This is a genomic window from Polaromonas sp. UC242_47, assembly GCF_044452385.1.
Lineage (GTDB): Bacteria > Pseudomonadota > Gammaproteobacteria > Burkholderiales > Burkholderiaceae_C > Polaromonas.
Genome location: NZ_JBIOAO010000001.1, coordinates 1 through 11,209, shown reverse-complemented (window position 1 = coordinate 11,209; position 11,209 = coordinate 1). Strand labels below are relative to the sequence as shown.

The following is an 11,209-nucleotide window of genomic DNA, read 5'->3' as shown; positions in this document are numbered from 1 at the left end:
TTAGAGTCCTGCAGGGTTGGTGGCCCCGGCGCTGACCTTGACGCTTGACATGGGCGTAGTCAGCGTGGTGCTGGCAGAAGCGCGCTCATCGGTCACCCGAACGTCCACGGCCAGCTTGCCTTCGCCCAGCTCGATCTTCGTGGTCTGGCCCATGGCCATGGCCTGGTCGGCGATGCTAGGGGTTGTTAGGCTCAAAAGGCGCGGGTCGTTGTAGCCCTTGCCTCTCAGTCCATCCCCGTTTTTACGAGCATCAGCCGCATTGAGCGTGGCGATGTCCGCGTCGCTTGTCATAAACAGTTCGCTGGCCAACGCCAGCCCTGAGCCGATCCAGCCCAGGCTGCGCATTGCGCCTGCCACTTCCCCCCGGCGCTCGCCCCGGCTGCGGGCGTAGCGCCCTCCAACACGGGAAGGCGCCGGGAGAACCTCCGGCACGTGGCAGCCCACCCCCTGGCCCGCCAAACCCCGGAAGTCCCCCAGCATTCTTTGCCCCTAACAAACCAAGAACGGCCAGCGCAGTTGCAGCGCCGCCAGCGGCTGCGGCAAGTCCGCCGACAGCCAGCTTTGCGCCTTCGATGTACTGGGCGAACTCGGGGTATTTTTGGTAAAGCGCGGTTGTGCCCTCGGCAAATTTGCCAAGCACCGCGTTGAGCCCACCAGTGCTGCTGGTCTGCGCAAAAAGCTCCGAGTTGGCCTTTTGCTGCATCTTGTAGTCATTGGTCTGGGCGATGGTCTCGAAGTCCTGTCCGCCGATCTGGCCCTTGGCCAGGCCCGTGGCAGCGATCTGATCCTTGTAATAGTCGCGGTTGTTCCGCAGCGCCACCAGCGCCTGCATGGACTGCTGGTTGTGGAACAGCTTTCCCAAGGCGCTACCCTGAAAAAGCGCCGCCTGCTGTTGCATGATTTCTTGCTGCTCGGGCGTGTACAGCGGCTGGCCACCTTTATCTCTGGCAATGCCCCCGGCCTTCAGCTTGTTATCAAGGGCCATGTAGCGTGGGTCACTGTTTGCCACGCGGTCGGCAAGGCCAACGATGCCGGTGATCGCATCGCCGCCTTCGGCAATATGTTTGGCAATGGCGTCCGAAGGGCTGATGCCAAGTTTCTTGGCCGCCGTCATCAGCGCGTGGCCATTGATCATGGACAGCAGGTCTTTAAAGTTCGTGCCCGCCTCGTCCTTGGTGCCAGCGGTCAGACGAGACGTTTGCACGCCTGCCAGCATGGACTCGTAGCCCTTCATGCCGCGCAGGCCCGCCATGCTACCCGCAGCGCCGACCTGTGGCATCCACTTGGCCAGGCTGTCGAACTCCATGCTGCCCCCCTTGGTTGACTGCAGCGTCTTGTCCAGCATCAGGGGAATGTCCTTTGCGTCGAGCTTGAGCGACCGCAGGCCGTAAATCACGAGCTGGGCGATGTTGGCCGGATCAGCGTTGCCCGACGTCGCGTATTTCTGCATGTGCGGCAGCACGGATTCCACAACGTCCTTGTCGATGTTGGCCGCGTACAGGTCGTTCATCGCCTTGAGGGCCGAATCCCTTGTCCCGCCGCCGCTGCTCACGGCACTTTCAATCTGCTTGTTCATGGCCGCCATACCCTGCTTGCGTGAGCCGTATGGGAAGGCGATGTTGGCCGCGTCAGCCAGAGAGCGCTCATAGGTCCGTTCAATCTTGAGCGGCTCCGCCAAAACCGCTTTAGCCGCCTGATAGCCCGCAAACCCTGCAGCACCGGCCTTTCCCAGCTTGACGGCCGTCGCGCCCAGCCGTTCCATCCGGGCGTGCGCATGGTCAACCGACCGCGCCAGGCGCTGCATGTAGCCGATCTGCCGCTCGGTGCCGGTGTTGTTCAGGAAGCGCAGGTAAGCGGTGTCCAGCTTCACAAAAGACCCCGTGGTCTTGTCCACCGACGACTTGATGGCGGCTTGCGACTGCTCCAGCGCCTGCGCCTCGGTGCGCGCCTTGGAGCCGATGTTGCTGGCCAGCTCAAGAAAATACTTCAGCTTTAACTCACGCATGGCGGGTCATTTCGATTTGGTCAATTGCTTGACCATCGCCTTAAGTCTGGCCTTCGGCAGAACTTCCAGCGAAGTCGGCGAGCAGTGAAGGGCCAGACTCAGGAAGGTCAGCAACCGCTCCCACTGTTGGAGCCTGGCCCGAATGCTGTGGGGGCGAATTGATCGGCTTTGACGCGCCAGCGACGGCGCTGTCAAACTCAGCCTGCGTGATGTTGCCGTACCGCACTTCGCTGGCCAGTGTCAGCAAGAAGATGCGCTGTTCGATCAGCTCAAGGTCGCGGGACGAGAGCCTGTCGTACATATCCAGATCAATCAGCCCCCGCGGGATCACCGTGTCGTCGCAATGAAACGATTCGATGTGCAGCATGTTCAGCACGTGTTTGAAATTGGAGTCACTGACCAGCAGCTTCCAACCACCGCCCACCATCATCGCGCGCTCGGACAGCGCCTCGGCCTTGCGTTCGTCGGCTACGTTGGTGTCGCGCAGGCTGACGACCTTGTAGAGGATGTCCTTGCCGCCGCTTTCCAGCTTGAGCCCGTCGGCTAGAACGAGTTTGTAGAGGTTGTCGATCCGCACTGCGGGGGACGACTCGGCATTGGGGGTGCTTTGTTCGGTCATGCATGCAGTGTCCGGCTGCAGGCGCTTTGGGTCTTGGTGAAACACTTCACCGCGCCAATGAAAAAGGCCGGTATTACCCAGCCTTCTTCATTTCGGTGCGACTTGCACCAAATCGCAAACTATCCCTTTAGAGCCATTGCGGCTCAGAAAGCACGTTAAACGTGATGTCCACCGAGCCGCCGCCGAGGTCGCCCATCTCGCCGAAGCTGCATTTGGTCATCAGGCAGCGGCGGCCAGTCTGGCTGTCGCGGGCCGTGATCTGGATGCCGCGCAGCTTGTTGTAGTCGCCCGGCTGCTGGTTACTGCCGAACTGGATTTTTGCCTTGAAGATGCGCGGCACGCGGGCGCGCTTTTCAAAGTCATCACCGCTGGCGCTGGGCACCACGGTGTTCGTGAAGCTCGCAAAGCCGGAGGCGATGCCAGAGCCGTCTTCGAAAGGCAGTGGTTTTCCATCGACCGTGATCTGGTCGATGTGCAGCAGCATGTTTTCAGTTCCCATTTATCTCTCCTGAAGTTGAAAGGTTTGTTGCTGCCTAGACCTGGCCAGCGATGACGTTGCTGGTGATCTCGGTCTGGTAGTGCTGCGTCACGATGACCGGCTCGTCCAGAATCTTCAGCTTTTCGTTCGGGCCGTCCACCTCGACCACGATCGTCTTCTGGTAGTAAGGCATGTTCTGGCACAGCCCGGCATCGCAGAAGAGCTTGTACAAGCCGAGCATGATTTCCTCGCCCAGCTCCTTGGTCATGATCTTCTGGCCAGGGATCGGATCAGTGATGTACTGCGCCAACTTGTAGCCGGTGTACTTCGTCTGAAACTCGGTCACCCGGAACCAGCGGTAGTAGCTCATGGTCTTGATCCACATCAAGTTCGCCATGCTGCGGTCGGGCGCGCCGCCCGCCGTCTGCGTGTAGTTCGTCACCATGCGCCAGAGGCGACCCGTGCCATCCTGGTCGATCTGCAACGGTGAGCCGCCAAGCGCCAGCAGGTTGCCCTTTTGGTCGTCGGTGAGGTCGTCGCCCTGTTTGGGGCCAACGTAGCCGACCAGCAGCGATGTGGGTGGGATGGCCGGGTCAATGGCTGCGCTGCTCTCGATGGCGGCACCAGCCATGGCGGCGGTTTCCCAAGGGCTGGTCAAGTCCTTGCAGGTGGTCATGGTGTGCACGTGCGGGCTGTTGCGGGTCGAAAGAAGCGTTGTCAAAGCGCTTTCGGTGCCACGCGCTCCGACGACGATTGCGCCGTCCCGCATGTTGTTCTGCAACCAGCGCACGGCCATTTCGGTTTCCAGCAGTCCCATGTTGGCGCTGTCAGTGAAAGGGTTCACGATCTCGGTCGCACGATAGCCCAGCATCTTCTGGATGACCGGCGTCACGTCCGGTGCGACCGCACCTGCGGTCATAGCCGGGAGAGTGACGGTCAGGCCAACCGGCAGGTAGTCGTCGGCATAGTGCTGCGTGACCAAGCTAATGTCATTGCCGGTAGGGCCGCCCCATTTGCAGGTAACAACCACCTCGCCGGGGTTGGCGTTCGTCGCGGCGGTCACGGGCAGCTTCGGAATGGCGCTGATTGCGGCAGCCAGCTTGGCGGCAATCGTCGTCGGCGTGTCCGAGGCGATAACGCCAAAGCTGATGCGCTGGCTGGCGATGTAAAACATGAACTCGCCAGAAGTCCCCAGCGTAGCGCCTGCGGTCGCAATGACCACCGTGCTACTGGCCTTGACGGCCGCGGTGCCTTCAGCAATGCAAATCGTGTCAATGGGCAGGCCACGGTCGGCGTTCGCTTTCGCGGCGCGCCACAGGATCAGCATCAGCGAGCCTTCACCGAACAGAGTCACAGCGTCGGAGTCCGTCGTCACTGTCAGGATGGAGTTTGTGGCGGCGGTGCCGGCCGCCAGCTTGTGGGCGATCAGCAGCACGCGACGGGGCATGCCGCGCATGCCGCGAATGGCGCGGGAAAAGTCAATCTTTGCGGCGACGCCCGGCAGCAGAAAGCCGAGGCTAAAGAGGTTGGGCAGTGACATGGGTAGGCTCCAGTTAAAAGGTTTTGAAAGGCGTTTGAGGCCGCTTTAAGTTCCGCTTCAGCTCACGCGCACCAGGCAGCCGTCTTCAAGGCGTCGCAGCGTGGTGACCGTCACCGTTTGCGGCGTCTCCTTACCTTCCTCGAAACGGGCGCCGGTTTCGTTGTTGACCAGCACCTGGCCCTCGGCAACCATCACGCCGCAGGTTGAGCCCAGCGCAGGCATGGGTAGCGGCGTCTTCGGCTTGCCGCTGATGCCGATGGTTCCAGCGGCCAGCGCGGCGATTTGTGATGTAGCGGCTTGCGTGTCGTTTTTGGCCATGTCAGCTCCTTTAGGGTTTTTCAAAATCAATTTTTTCCTGCACATCGGGGACGATGCTCGTGTCAGGCGTGTCGCCAGGCGCTTGGCCGCCTCGGGCGGTGTCGTAAATCTTGACGTGGCGCATGTTCGGCCTGTCCGCGTAGGGCACATCAGGGCGCTCCTGGTTGAGCGGGATCACGCCCTTGGCGCACTGATACCAGTCCACCATCCAGAGCGCCTGCCCCTGTTCATCGACGGCGCGGTTGTAAAGGTTCTCGCACGTCGGCTGATCGTCCAGTCCCACGATGGTGACGCCCTGCGCCTGTATGGCGCTGGCGTAGGGCTGTTGAGCCATAGGCGCCCACTGGCGCAGCAGCACAGACAGGTCTTCGGCCAGGCGCATCGCTTCCGTCATGCGCGCCTCGCGGCTCTTGGCGTTCTTGGTCACCACAAAGGCGACCATGCGGTGGTTCTTGGCGTGCCGGCCTGTCAACCGCCCGCCCTCGTCCGGCTTCTTCCAGCCGAGCAGGCTGATCAGGATGGCCGGGCAGTTGTAGCTAACGTTTTTCATTTCAGCGGTCGAGAACTCACCCGCGTAGGCGCGCACGTCCTTGACCTGCGCCTTGGTAAAGCTGGCGCGCACGTAGGCCACGGCCTGTTCAAGCAACAACACGCCGCTCATTGGATACGCCCAATCGCGGCGACCATGAAGTCACCGATGGCGCGTTCCTGCGCGGGCGCCACGCCCAGCACGGGTCTGGCCGTCATGGTGAAGCGGTGGCCGAGCCGCCCGGTCTCGCCGCCAAAGTGATGGATGGCCGCATAAATCAGCGCCGAGCCGATCTCTACGCCGCTGCCCGCGAGCTGGTAGACGTAGCTGTCATACAGATGGTGCCGGTCGATCAGCGTCTTGCCTGCGGCGCGCACGTTGCCCCTGACACGACCCTTGCTGCGGTTGTTGGCCTTCCAGTGCGTGGTGCGGCCCTGCGCGGCTTTGCTGGGCGGCATGGCGGTGCCGTCAAACAGGCGCTGACCGTCGAAGTTGTCCTGCACGTTGCCCAGCATGTACTCGCCGATCTCGCGGCGCACGGCGATGAAATGCGAGTTGTTGAGCCGCTCAAGACCGCGCAGGTGCCGCGTGATGGGCGTGGTGTCCAGCGTTTGCTTGATATGGGTAGATTGGGAGCCCGCGCCCCAGACCGAATAAACGCCGCTCATCGTGCCACCTTGTGCGCGGCCCAGTTGTAGGAGCTGGCGGCCGGTCCGAAGCGGATGCGGCTTTTGCCGGGCAACGTTTCACCAGCCGGATTGACCAACTGAACGGTGCCGCGTGACACGTCTTTGAGCCAAGCGCGCCACGTGTTGCAGCAATCGTCCATGCGCTCGGTGGCGTTGTCAGGATCATCAGACAGGCTGCAGCGCACCAGGGCCATGCAGCACTCATTAAGCGTGCCAATGTTGACGTCATCGGCCGACAGCGGCAGCGTGACGGCGTTGCGAAGGTAGCCGTCCATGAAGCTGCTGCTCGTTTCGATCTTTCGCACGAACCGCGCCAGCGCCCCAGTAGCAGCGTCCTTTTCCTCCTGGCTCGGCGCACCCGTCCACACTTCTGCAATGGCGTCAGTCAGAAGCTGCTCGGTGAGCAAGTCCTGCTCATCGGCCAGCAGTTGCGTGACTTCCTTCAGACCGTAGGCCTGAATGACTTGCTGGGGCGTGGCGTAGGGCATCAGGCGCGGGCCGTCTTTCGGGCGGCAGTTTTTGCAGGGGCCGTCTTGGTCGCGGGCTTGGAGGCTTTGGCCTCTGCGACCGCTGCTGCAACCGGCGGCGAGATCAGCGTGCCGGCACCTGCAGCGTTTGCATCGGGGCCTGGCGCGGCAGGGCTGCCAACCGCGCTACCGGCCTCTTCGATGGCATCGTCCTCGTCGGTAGCCGGCCTGGCGTGACCCATGGCCTCCAGCTCGTCGGATTGCTGCTGAGTGAGCCCCTTGACGCGGGCGCCGGTCGGGTGGACGCGGCCATTGAACCGAATTGGCTCAATTGCGATGATGTCCACCAGCACCGCCTCTTCGTTTAGCTTTCCCATGTCGTACTCCTGTCAATAAACAAATGGCGGGGGCTTGGGGTTAAGCCACCCGCCTTGCGTTCACCTCTGCGCTTTCGCCAACTCCCGGCTCTGGCGCTTCACAGGTGCTGCCTAGCGGCTCCTTTGAATCCCTACGCGACCGCTGCGCTGAACAAATAGCCCAAGTCTGGAGCCGTAACCAGTTCCTTGACGGACTCGCCGACGCGGACACGCACACCGCCTCGGAGACCGATGTCCGGATCGACAATCTCACCGGCTACGCGGGGGCCGAACTGGGCGGTGAAGCCGAAGGTGATGCCGAATTCGGTGTCAGCGCTCATGTTGCGGTGAAGGATGGCGCAGCTCTTGCCCCCAGACCCGCGTCATGGCGGGCGCCTGGCCCTTGCGCGCGGTGTTCAACCAGCCTTCGCCGACGTACAGCTCGTCCAGTTCGAAATGGTCGGCGAACTGGCGGCGGCTGATGATGCCGGCGTCTGTGTTGTTGCCGAAGATGGCCTTGCACATCTTGGGGTGCTGACGCAGCACGGTCCAAACGGCGCGGCCAATGACACCGATGTTGCCCTTCATGATCATGGCGTCTTGTGCTGCCAGGATGTCGGCTTGCGGGTTGCTGTTGGCATAGTCGCTCCATTGGGCTTGGCCGACCAGCGTCTGCTTGTTGCCCGCGCCATAGTTCGCGGCGTTGAAAACCAGGCTGGCGGCGCGTGCTTCGCGCTTCACCAAAATCAACTCGGTCAAACCTTGCGCGGCGCGCAGTTTGGGGTCGGGCATGCGGGCATTGCCGCAGCGTTCATGCTGTCCGAATTGGGGATGGGATCATCCAGGCCGTGGTCTTCGGTGGAGTCCGGCGTTTCGGTTGATGTGAACTCGACCTGGTTGACCTGGCCTTTGCGGCCGACCTTGGTCTCGGGCGGGCTGAAGAACTCACCCAGTGGGAACTTGTTGTACTTGAAGTTCTGCGCCGCGACGGGCACACGGGCAGAACGCCATCGGCGATCATGGCCCCATTTTTATAGGCCACTGCGACGGCGCAGAGGACGGGAGTTACTACAAAAGGCGCTTTCGACATGGTTGCTCCTAGAAAATTTGGGTTGGCTTGAGGCTGGTTCGGGTCAGGTACTGGCGGGTGCTATGGCTGTTTAGCCTTGCATCACGCCGGGGGCGATCTGGTAGTCGATGACGTCGTCCAGCACACCGCTCTGCAGAGCGAAGCCGATGATGCGAACGTTGGAGCCGGCAGCCGGTGCCGCCGTGATGCCCTTGGAGGACGCATCGGCGGTGATCGGGTCGCCCCGCGTCACGGCGGCGCCCAACTTCACCTCGCCAGTGCCCGTGGTGGGGTAGTCCACCTGTTCGCCGACGTCCTTACCCAGGGCGTCGTTGGTGCCGATCAGCTTGTCGGTCGCGGCGGTGGCCAGCGCTGCCGAGTTGTCGACGGTGCCGTGCTTGATGATCAGAAAACCGGCGATGGCCGCTTGGGCAAGGACGCTCCGGTGTTGAAGAGGTGCAGACATTGAAATGCTCCTGAAGTGTTCGTGGATGGTTGGAAGGGCGGGGATGGTCGGTGCTGGCTTACTTGGCGTCGGTAGCGGTGCGGATGACGTGTTGCACCGCGTTGGCCGCACTGATGGTCCGGCCTTCTTTTTCTTCAGCCGCCATGAAGTCGTTGGCCGCCTTGGTCACCGCCTCCGTGTTGTTGACGTCCAGCGCGCCCTCGTCGATTACCCGACCATTGCCGCCGATCTTGATGACAGGCGGCTGCGCGGCCATGAAATCCGCAAAAAACTGCGCCGGGGTTTTCTTGCCTTCGCCGCCTTCGGCCTTGGAAAAGCTGAACTCTTGGCCCGCGTCTTCCAACTGGGCCATGTACTCGTACAGGCCGGCTTCGTTGGCGGGCAGCACAAGCCCTTTGTCTTTCCAGCCCTTGATCAGGCCGGCAATGCGGGTTTTCTGCTCGGCCTTCTTCAGGTCGGTCAGTTGAGTTTGGGCGGCGCTGAATTCGGCTTCAGGGACCATGCCCTTTTTCCTGCGGTCTCGCCCTCGCTGCGGGCCAGCGCCACGGCGGCGTCGAGTTGCTCTTGAGTGATCATGGTTTCGTCCTCGGTCGGTTGGTTGAAAAGGGATGCGGGCTTGTCGTCGTTGAACTGGGCGCGGGCGGTGCTGGCCGCTTCAGTCATCGAGTCGATTTCCCATTGCGGCAGGGTCGCGTCGGCGGCCTCCAGGCCGTCCTTTTCGATCATTCGGTCGCGCAGGCGGCGCAGCAGCTTGGCGGCGCTCTCCAGGCCCCAGACTAGGGAATAGCCAGGCGCGGCGAATTCAAAGCAGGTTTCGTCGTCGGCTGCGAACTCGACCGGCTGCAGTCCGTCGATGGCGGGCGGCACGGCGCCCAGCCAGCCAACATGGCGCACGCGCCAGCCGTGGACCTTGTCCTTAATGACGGAAAGCGAACGGTTGTAATAGGCGCCGGAATCGACGCCAGCCTCAAAGGCCGGGTTGATCTTGTCGAATTTGGCGAACAGGCGCCCGTCGTCTTCCAGCTTGTACTCGGCCACCTGGGCATATGCCGGGGCGGTGTCCTTGGGGTGACCGATGACGGCCGGCGCGGCGCCGAGCTTGTGGTTGTCCACCATCTGCTCGACGTCGGCCTTGCTGAAGGTGACCTGTCGGCCCTTGCTGTCGGTGTGCGTGCCGGTCTTGAAGACCTCGACAAAGCCGCGCAGGCCTTTGACGGTCGCATCAATAGCTTTGGCGACCGGGCTTTTCTTGGTTGGTGCTTTACTCATGCCCCAACTGTGCCCAGACGGTCGCGCTAAATCTTGGTGAAGCGTTTCACCGTATTGGCTTTACGAGGCTCTGGGAAACGCCCTGGACGGGCGTGGTGGCGGTTAGTCGCCTTTGGCTGCCCGCGTTGCCGCTTCGCGGGCCTTGGCGCAATGGGCTTCAAGCTCAGCGCTGACCACGACAACAGCGTGGCAAGGTCGCCGCGCTGCAATTGAGGGAGGTTTTCCAGAGAGCCCGCCTTGTCATTGGTCGTCAGCTGCTGCACGGCGCGCAGCGCGCCGAGCTGGTTATGCAATTCGTCAACGGCGTCCACCACACGGAATGCACGACGCTGCTGTTCAGTGGTGACATGGATCGCCTGCACTGTGGGCTGATCAAAGGAAACTGCTTTATTCATAAATGCCGCGTCGTCTCAGAAATTGAACAAACGGCGCAACCACATCAAATGGTGGCGGCGGCCCGAACAGGTGTGAGAGACCGGGAGACGCTTGGCGTTACCGGCAGGAGCTTGCGCCCCTCCATTCGGGCCGCCAAAAACTGGCGCCCAAAGGAAGAAGCTGCAAACCAGTGCGGGGTTGCGGCCTCTTGCCGCGTCTCAACGGGCTCTCACACCGGTCGCCCACTTTTTCTGGGCAACGTCGCAATTATGGGTCATTTGCCCGACCAGGCGCCAAAGGCCATTGATTGAACAGAGGCAGTTTTGAGGGTGTTGTGAAATCAGGCCCTTGGCGGGCCTGGAGGCTGTTAGAGCCTCAGTGGTGCCGCGCAGGTCCTGCGCGGCGGTTTCGAAGGGGTTTGCGGCGGTTTTGAAAGCCGTTTCGCTTGCCCGGCCCGGTCGTCAGGCCGGTTCCCCAGACCGAAGGGGTCGTTGGCTCGCACGGCGTAGTTCTCGGGCTCTTCAAGCTCATCGAACATAGCCCGGCTTTCATGTCCGTCATGCTGGCATCGCCGCCCATGATGTTGATGGCCTGGCGCCGACTGTAGCCGGTGGCCTGGGCGGTTTCGTCAAAGGTCAGGCCTTGCTCGCGGGCATTGGCGCACATGGTCGTGGCGCAGTCGGCGAAGGTAGGCGTCACCCTTGGGCACTTCGAGCATACCGCCGCCCCACTCGGCGACCAGCTTCTGCGAAACCGGTCGGGCTAAGCGCCATGCGCAGAGGGTGGTCTTCTTTGGCCTTGTCCGGCTTGGGCACCGATATGCGGGCGCCTGGCATTGAGGGCCGATCAGGCGCATCGCGTCGGCGTCACCCAACACCCGCGCCAGTTCACGGACGGCCGCAGGCAGCGCCTCGGGCTGGGTGGTGAGTGTGGGGGATGTGGCGGGTCATGTCAGTCAATAGATGTTTGCTTTAACGCGCTGACCCCAGAGCTTCATGGCCTCGACCAGATGATTCAGTTGCTCGCCAG

19 protein-coding genes are annotated in these 11,209 nt (G+C 62.1%); 1 reads left to right on the top strand and 18 read right to left on the bottom strand.

Features of this window, described 5'->3' with window-relative positions:
- Together ACHMXK_RS00095 and ACHMXK_RS00090 are read right to left on the bottom strand one after the other, a co-directional pair.
- Complete coding sequence (locus ACHMXK_RS00095) at nucleotides 1-291, bottom strand: hypothetical protein (protein WP_397436563.1); 291 nt, start codon at nucleotides 289-291, stop codon at nucleotides 1-3.
- Nucleotides 251-1,870: a phage tail tape measure protein gene (locus ACHMXK_RS00090; RefSeq protein ID WP_397436561.1), complete on the bottom strand. Its 1,620-nt coding sequence runs from the start codon at nucleotides 1,868-1,870 to the stop codon at nucleotides 251-253. Before ACHMXK_RS00090 ends, ACHMXK_RS00095 begins: the two co-directional genes overlap by 41 nt.
- Here ACHMXK_RS00090 and ACHMXK_RS00085 point away from each other — a divergent pair.
- Nucleotides 1,857-2,093: a hypothetical protein gene (locus ACHMXK_RS00085; RefSeq protein ID WP_397436560.1), complete on the top strand. Its 237-nt coding sequence runs from the start codon at nucleotides 1,857-1,859 to the stop codon at nucleotides 2,091-2,093. The genes ACHMXK_RS00090 and ACHMXK_RS00085 overlap by 14 nt on opposite strands.
- Here the strand turns inward: ACHMXK_RS00085 and ACHMXK_RS00080 are convergent.
- The 16 genes from ACHMXK_RS00080 to ACHMXK_RS00005 form a co-directional block, all read right to left on the bottom strand.
- Nucleotides 2,046-2,624, bottom strand: a complete 579-nt coding sequence (locus ACHMXK_RS00080) for a hypothetical protein (RefSeq protein ID WP_397436558.1) — start codon at nucleotides 2,622-2,624, stop codon at nucleotides 2,046-2,048. The two genes, ACHMXK_RS00085 and ACHMXK_RS00080, sit on opposite strands and share 48 nt — an antisense overlap.
- A gap of 127 nt (nucleotides 2,625-2,751) precedes the next feature.
- A complete protein-coding gene (locus ACHMXK_RS00075; protein WP_397436556.1) occupies nucleotides 2,752-3,123 on the bottom strand; it encodes a hypothetical protein in 372 nt (123 codons plus the stop codon).
- A gap of 34 nt (nucleotides 3,124-3,157) precedes the next feature.
- Nucleotides 3,158-4,642: a phage tail sheath subtilisin-like domain-containing protein gene (locus ACHMXK_RS00070; protein WP_397436554.1), complete on the bottom strand. Its 1,485-nt coding sequence runs from the start codon at nucleotides 4,640-4,642 to the stop codon at nucleotides 3,158-3,160.
- Nucleotides 4,643-4,699: 57 nt separating this feature from the next.
- A complete protein-coding gene (locus tag ACHMXK_RS00065; RefSeq protein WP_397436552.1) occupies nucleotides 4,700-4,960 on the bottom strand; it encodes a hypothetical protein in 261 nt (86 codons plus the stop codon).
- A 10-nt stretch (nucleotides 4,961-4,970) separates the two neighbouring features.
- Nucleotides 4,971-5,621: a hypothetical protein gene (locus tag ACHMXK_RS00060; protein WP_397436550.1), complete on the bottom strand. Its 651-nt coding sequence runs from the start codon at nucleotides 5,619-5,621 to the stop codon at nucleotides 4,971-4,973.
- Complete coding sequence (locus tag ACHMXK_RS00055; RefSeq protein ID WP_397436548.1) at nucleotides 5,618-6,157, bottom strand: phage virion morphogenesis protein; 540 nt, start codon at nucleotides 6,155-6,157, stop codon at nucleotides 5,618-5,620. The genes ACHMXK_RS00060 and ACHMXK_RS00055 overlap by 4 nt, the downstream gene beginning before the upstream one ends.
- Nucleotides 6,154-6,666: a phage protein Gp36 family protein gene (locus ACHMXK_RS00050; protein WP_397436546.1), complete on the bottom strand. Its 513-nt coding sequence runs from the start codon at nucleotides 6,664-6,666 to the stop codon at nucleotides 6,154-6,156. The genes ACHMXK_RS00055 and ACHMXK_RS00050 overlap by 4 nt, the downstream gene beginning before the upstream one ends.
- On the bottom strand, nucleotides 6,666-7,022 hold the full coding sequence (locus ACHMXK_RS00045) for a hypothetical protein (protein ID WP_397436545.1): 357 nt from the start codon (nucleotides 7,020-7,022) through the stop codon (nucleotides 6,666-6,668). Before ACHMXK_RS00045 ends, ACHMXK_RS00050 begins: the two co-directional genes overlap by 1 nt.
- 131 nt (nucleotides 7,023-7,153) lie before the next feature.
- Complete coding sequence (locus ACHMXK_RS00040; RefSeq protein WP_397436543.1) at nucleotides 7,154-7,342, bottom strand: hypothetical protein; 189 nt, start codon at nucleotides 7,340-7,342, stop codon at nucleotides 7,154-7,156.
- Complete coding sequence (locus tag ACHMXK_RS00035; RefSeq protein WP_397436542.1) at nucleotides 7,332-7,793, bottom strand: hypothetical protein; 462 nt, start codon at nucleotides 7,791-7,793, stop codon at nucleotides 7,332-7,334. The genes ACHMXK_RS00040 and ACHMXK_RS00035 overlap by 11 nt, the downstream gene beginning before the upstream one ends.
- Nucleotides 7,757-7,996, bottom strand: coding sequence for a hypothetical protein (locus ACHMXK_RS00030; RefSeq protein ID WP_397436540.1), 240 nt, complete (start codon nucleotides 7,994-7,996; stop codon nucleotides 7,757-7,759). Before ACHMXK_RS00030 ends, ACHMXK_RS00035 begins: the two co-directional genes overlap by 37 nt.
- Before the next feature lie 165 nt (nucleotides 7,997-8,161).
- Nucleotides 8,162-8,536 carry a DUF2190 domain-containing protein gene (locus ACHMXK_RS00025; protein ID WP_397436538.1) on the bottom strand — a complete coding sequence of 125 codons (375 nt, stop codon included), beginning with the start codon at nucleotides 8,534-8,536 and terminating at the stop codon, nucleotides 8,162-8,164.
- A 58-nt stretch (nucleotides 8,537-8,594) separates the two neighbouring features.
- Entirely contained in the window at nucleotides 8,595-9,038 is a 444-nt protein-coding gene (locus ACHMXK_RS00020) for a hypothetical protein (protein ID WP_397436536.1), read from the bottom strand.
- The gene (locus ACHMXK_RS00015; protein WP_397436534.1) at nucleotides 8,996-9,805 is read right to left on the bottom strand and encodes a hypothetical protein; all 810 of its coding nucleotides are present in this window, start codon (nucleotides 9,803-9,805) and stop codon (nucleotides 8,996-8,998) included. Before ACHMXK_RS00015 ends, ACHMXK_RS00020 begins: the two co-directional genes overlap by 43 nt.
- A gap of 26 nt (nucleotides 9,806-9,831) precedes the next feature.
- Nucleotides 9,832-10,200 (bottom strand): hypothetical protein, encoded by a 369-nt coding sequence (locus ACHMXK_RS00010; RefSeq protein WP_397436532.1) that lies wholly within the window; start codon nucleotides 10,198-10,200, stop codon nucleotides 9,832-9,834.
- A 355-nt stretch (nucleotides 10,201-10,555) separates the two neighbouring features.
- A complete protein-coding gene (locus tag ACHMXK_RS00005; RefSeq protein ID WP_397436530.1) occupies nucleotides 10,556-10,879 on the bottom strand; it encodes a hypothetical protein in 324 nt (107 codons plus the stop codon).
- Nucleotides 10,880-11,209 lie beyond the last annotated feature (330 nt).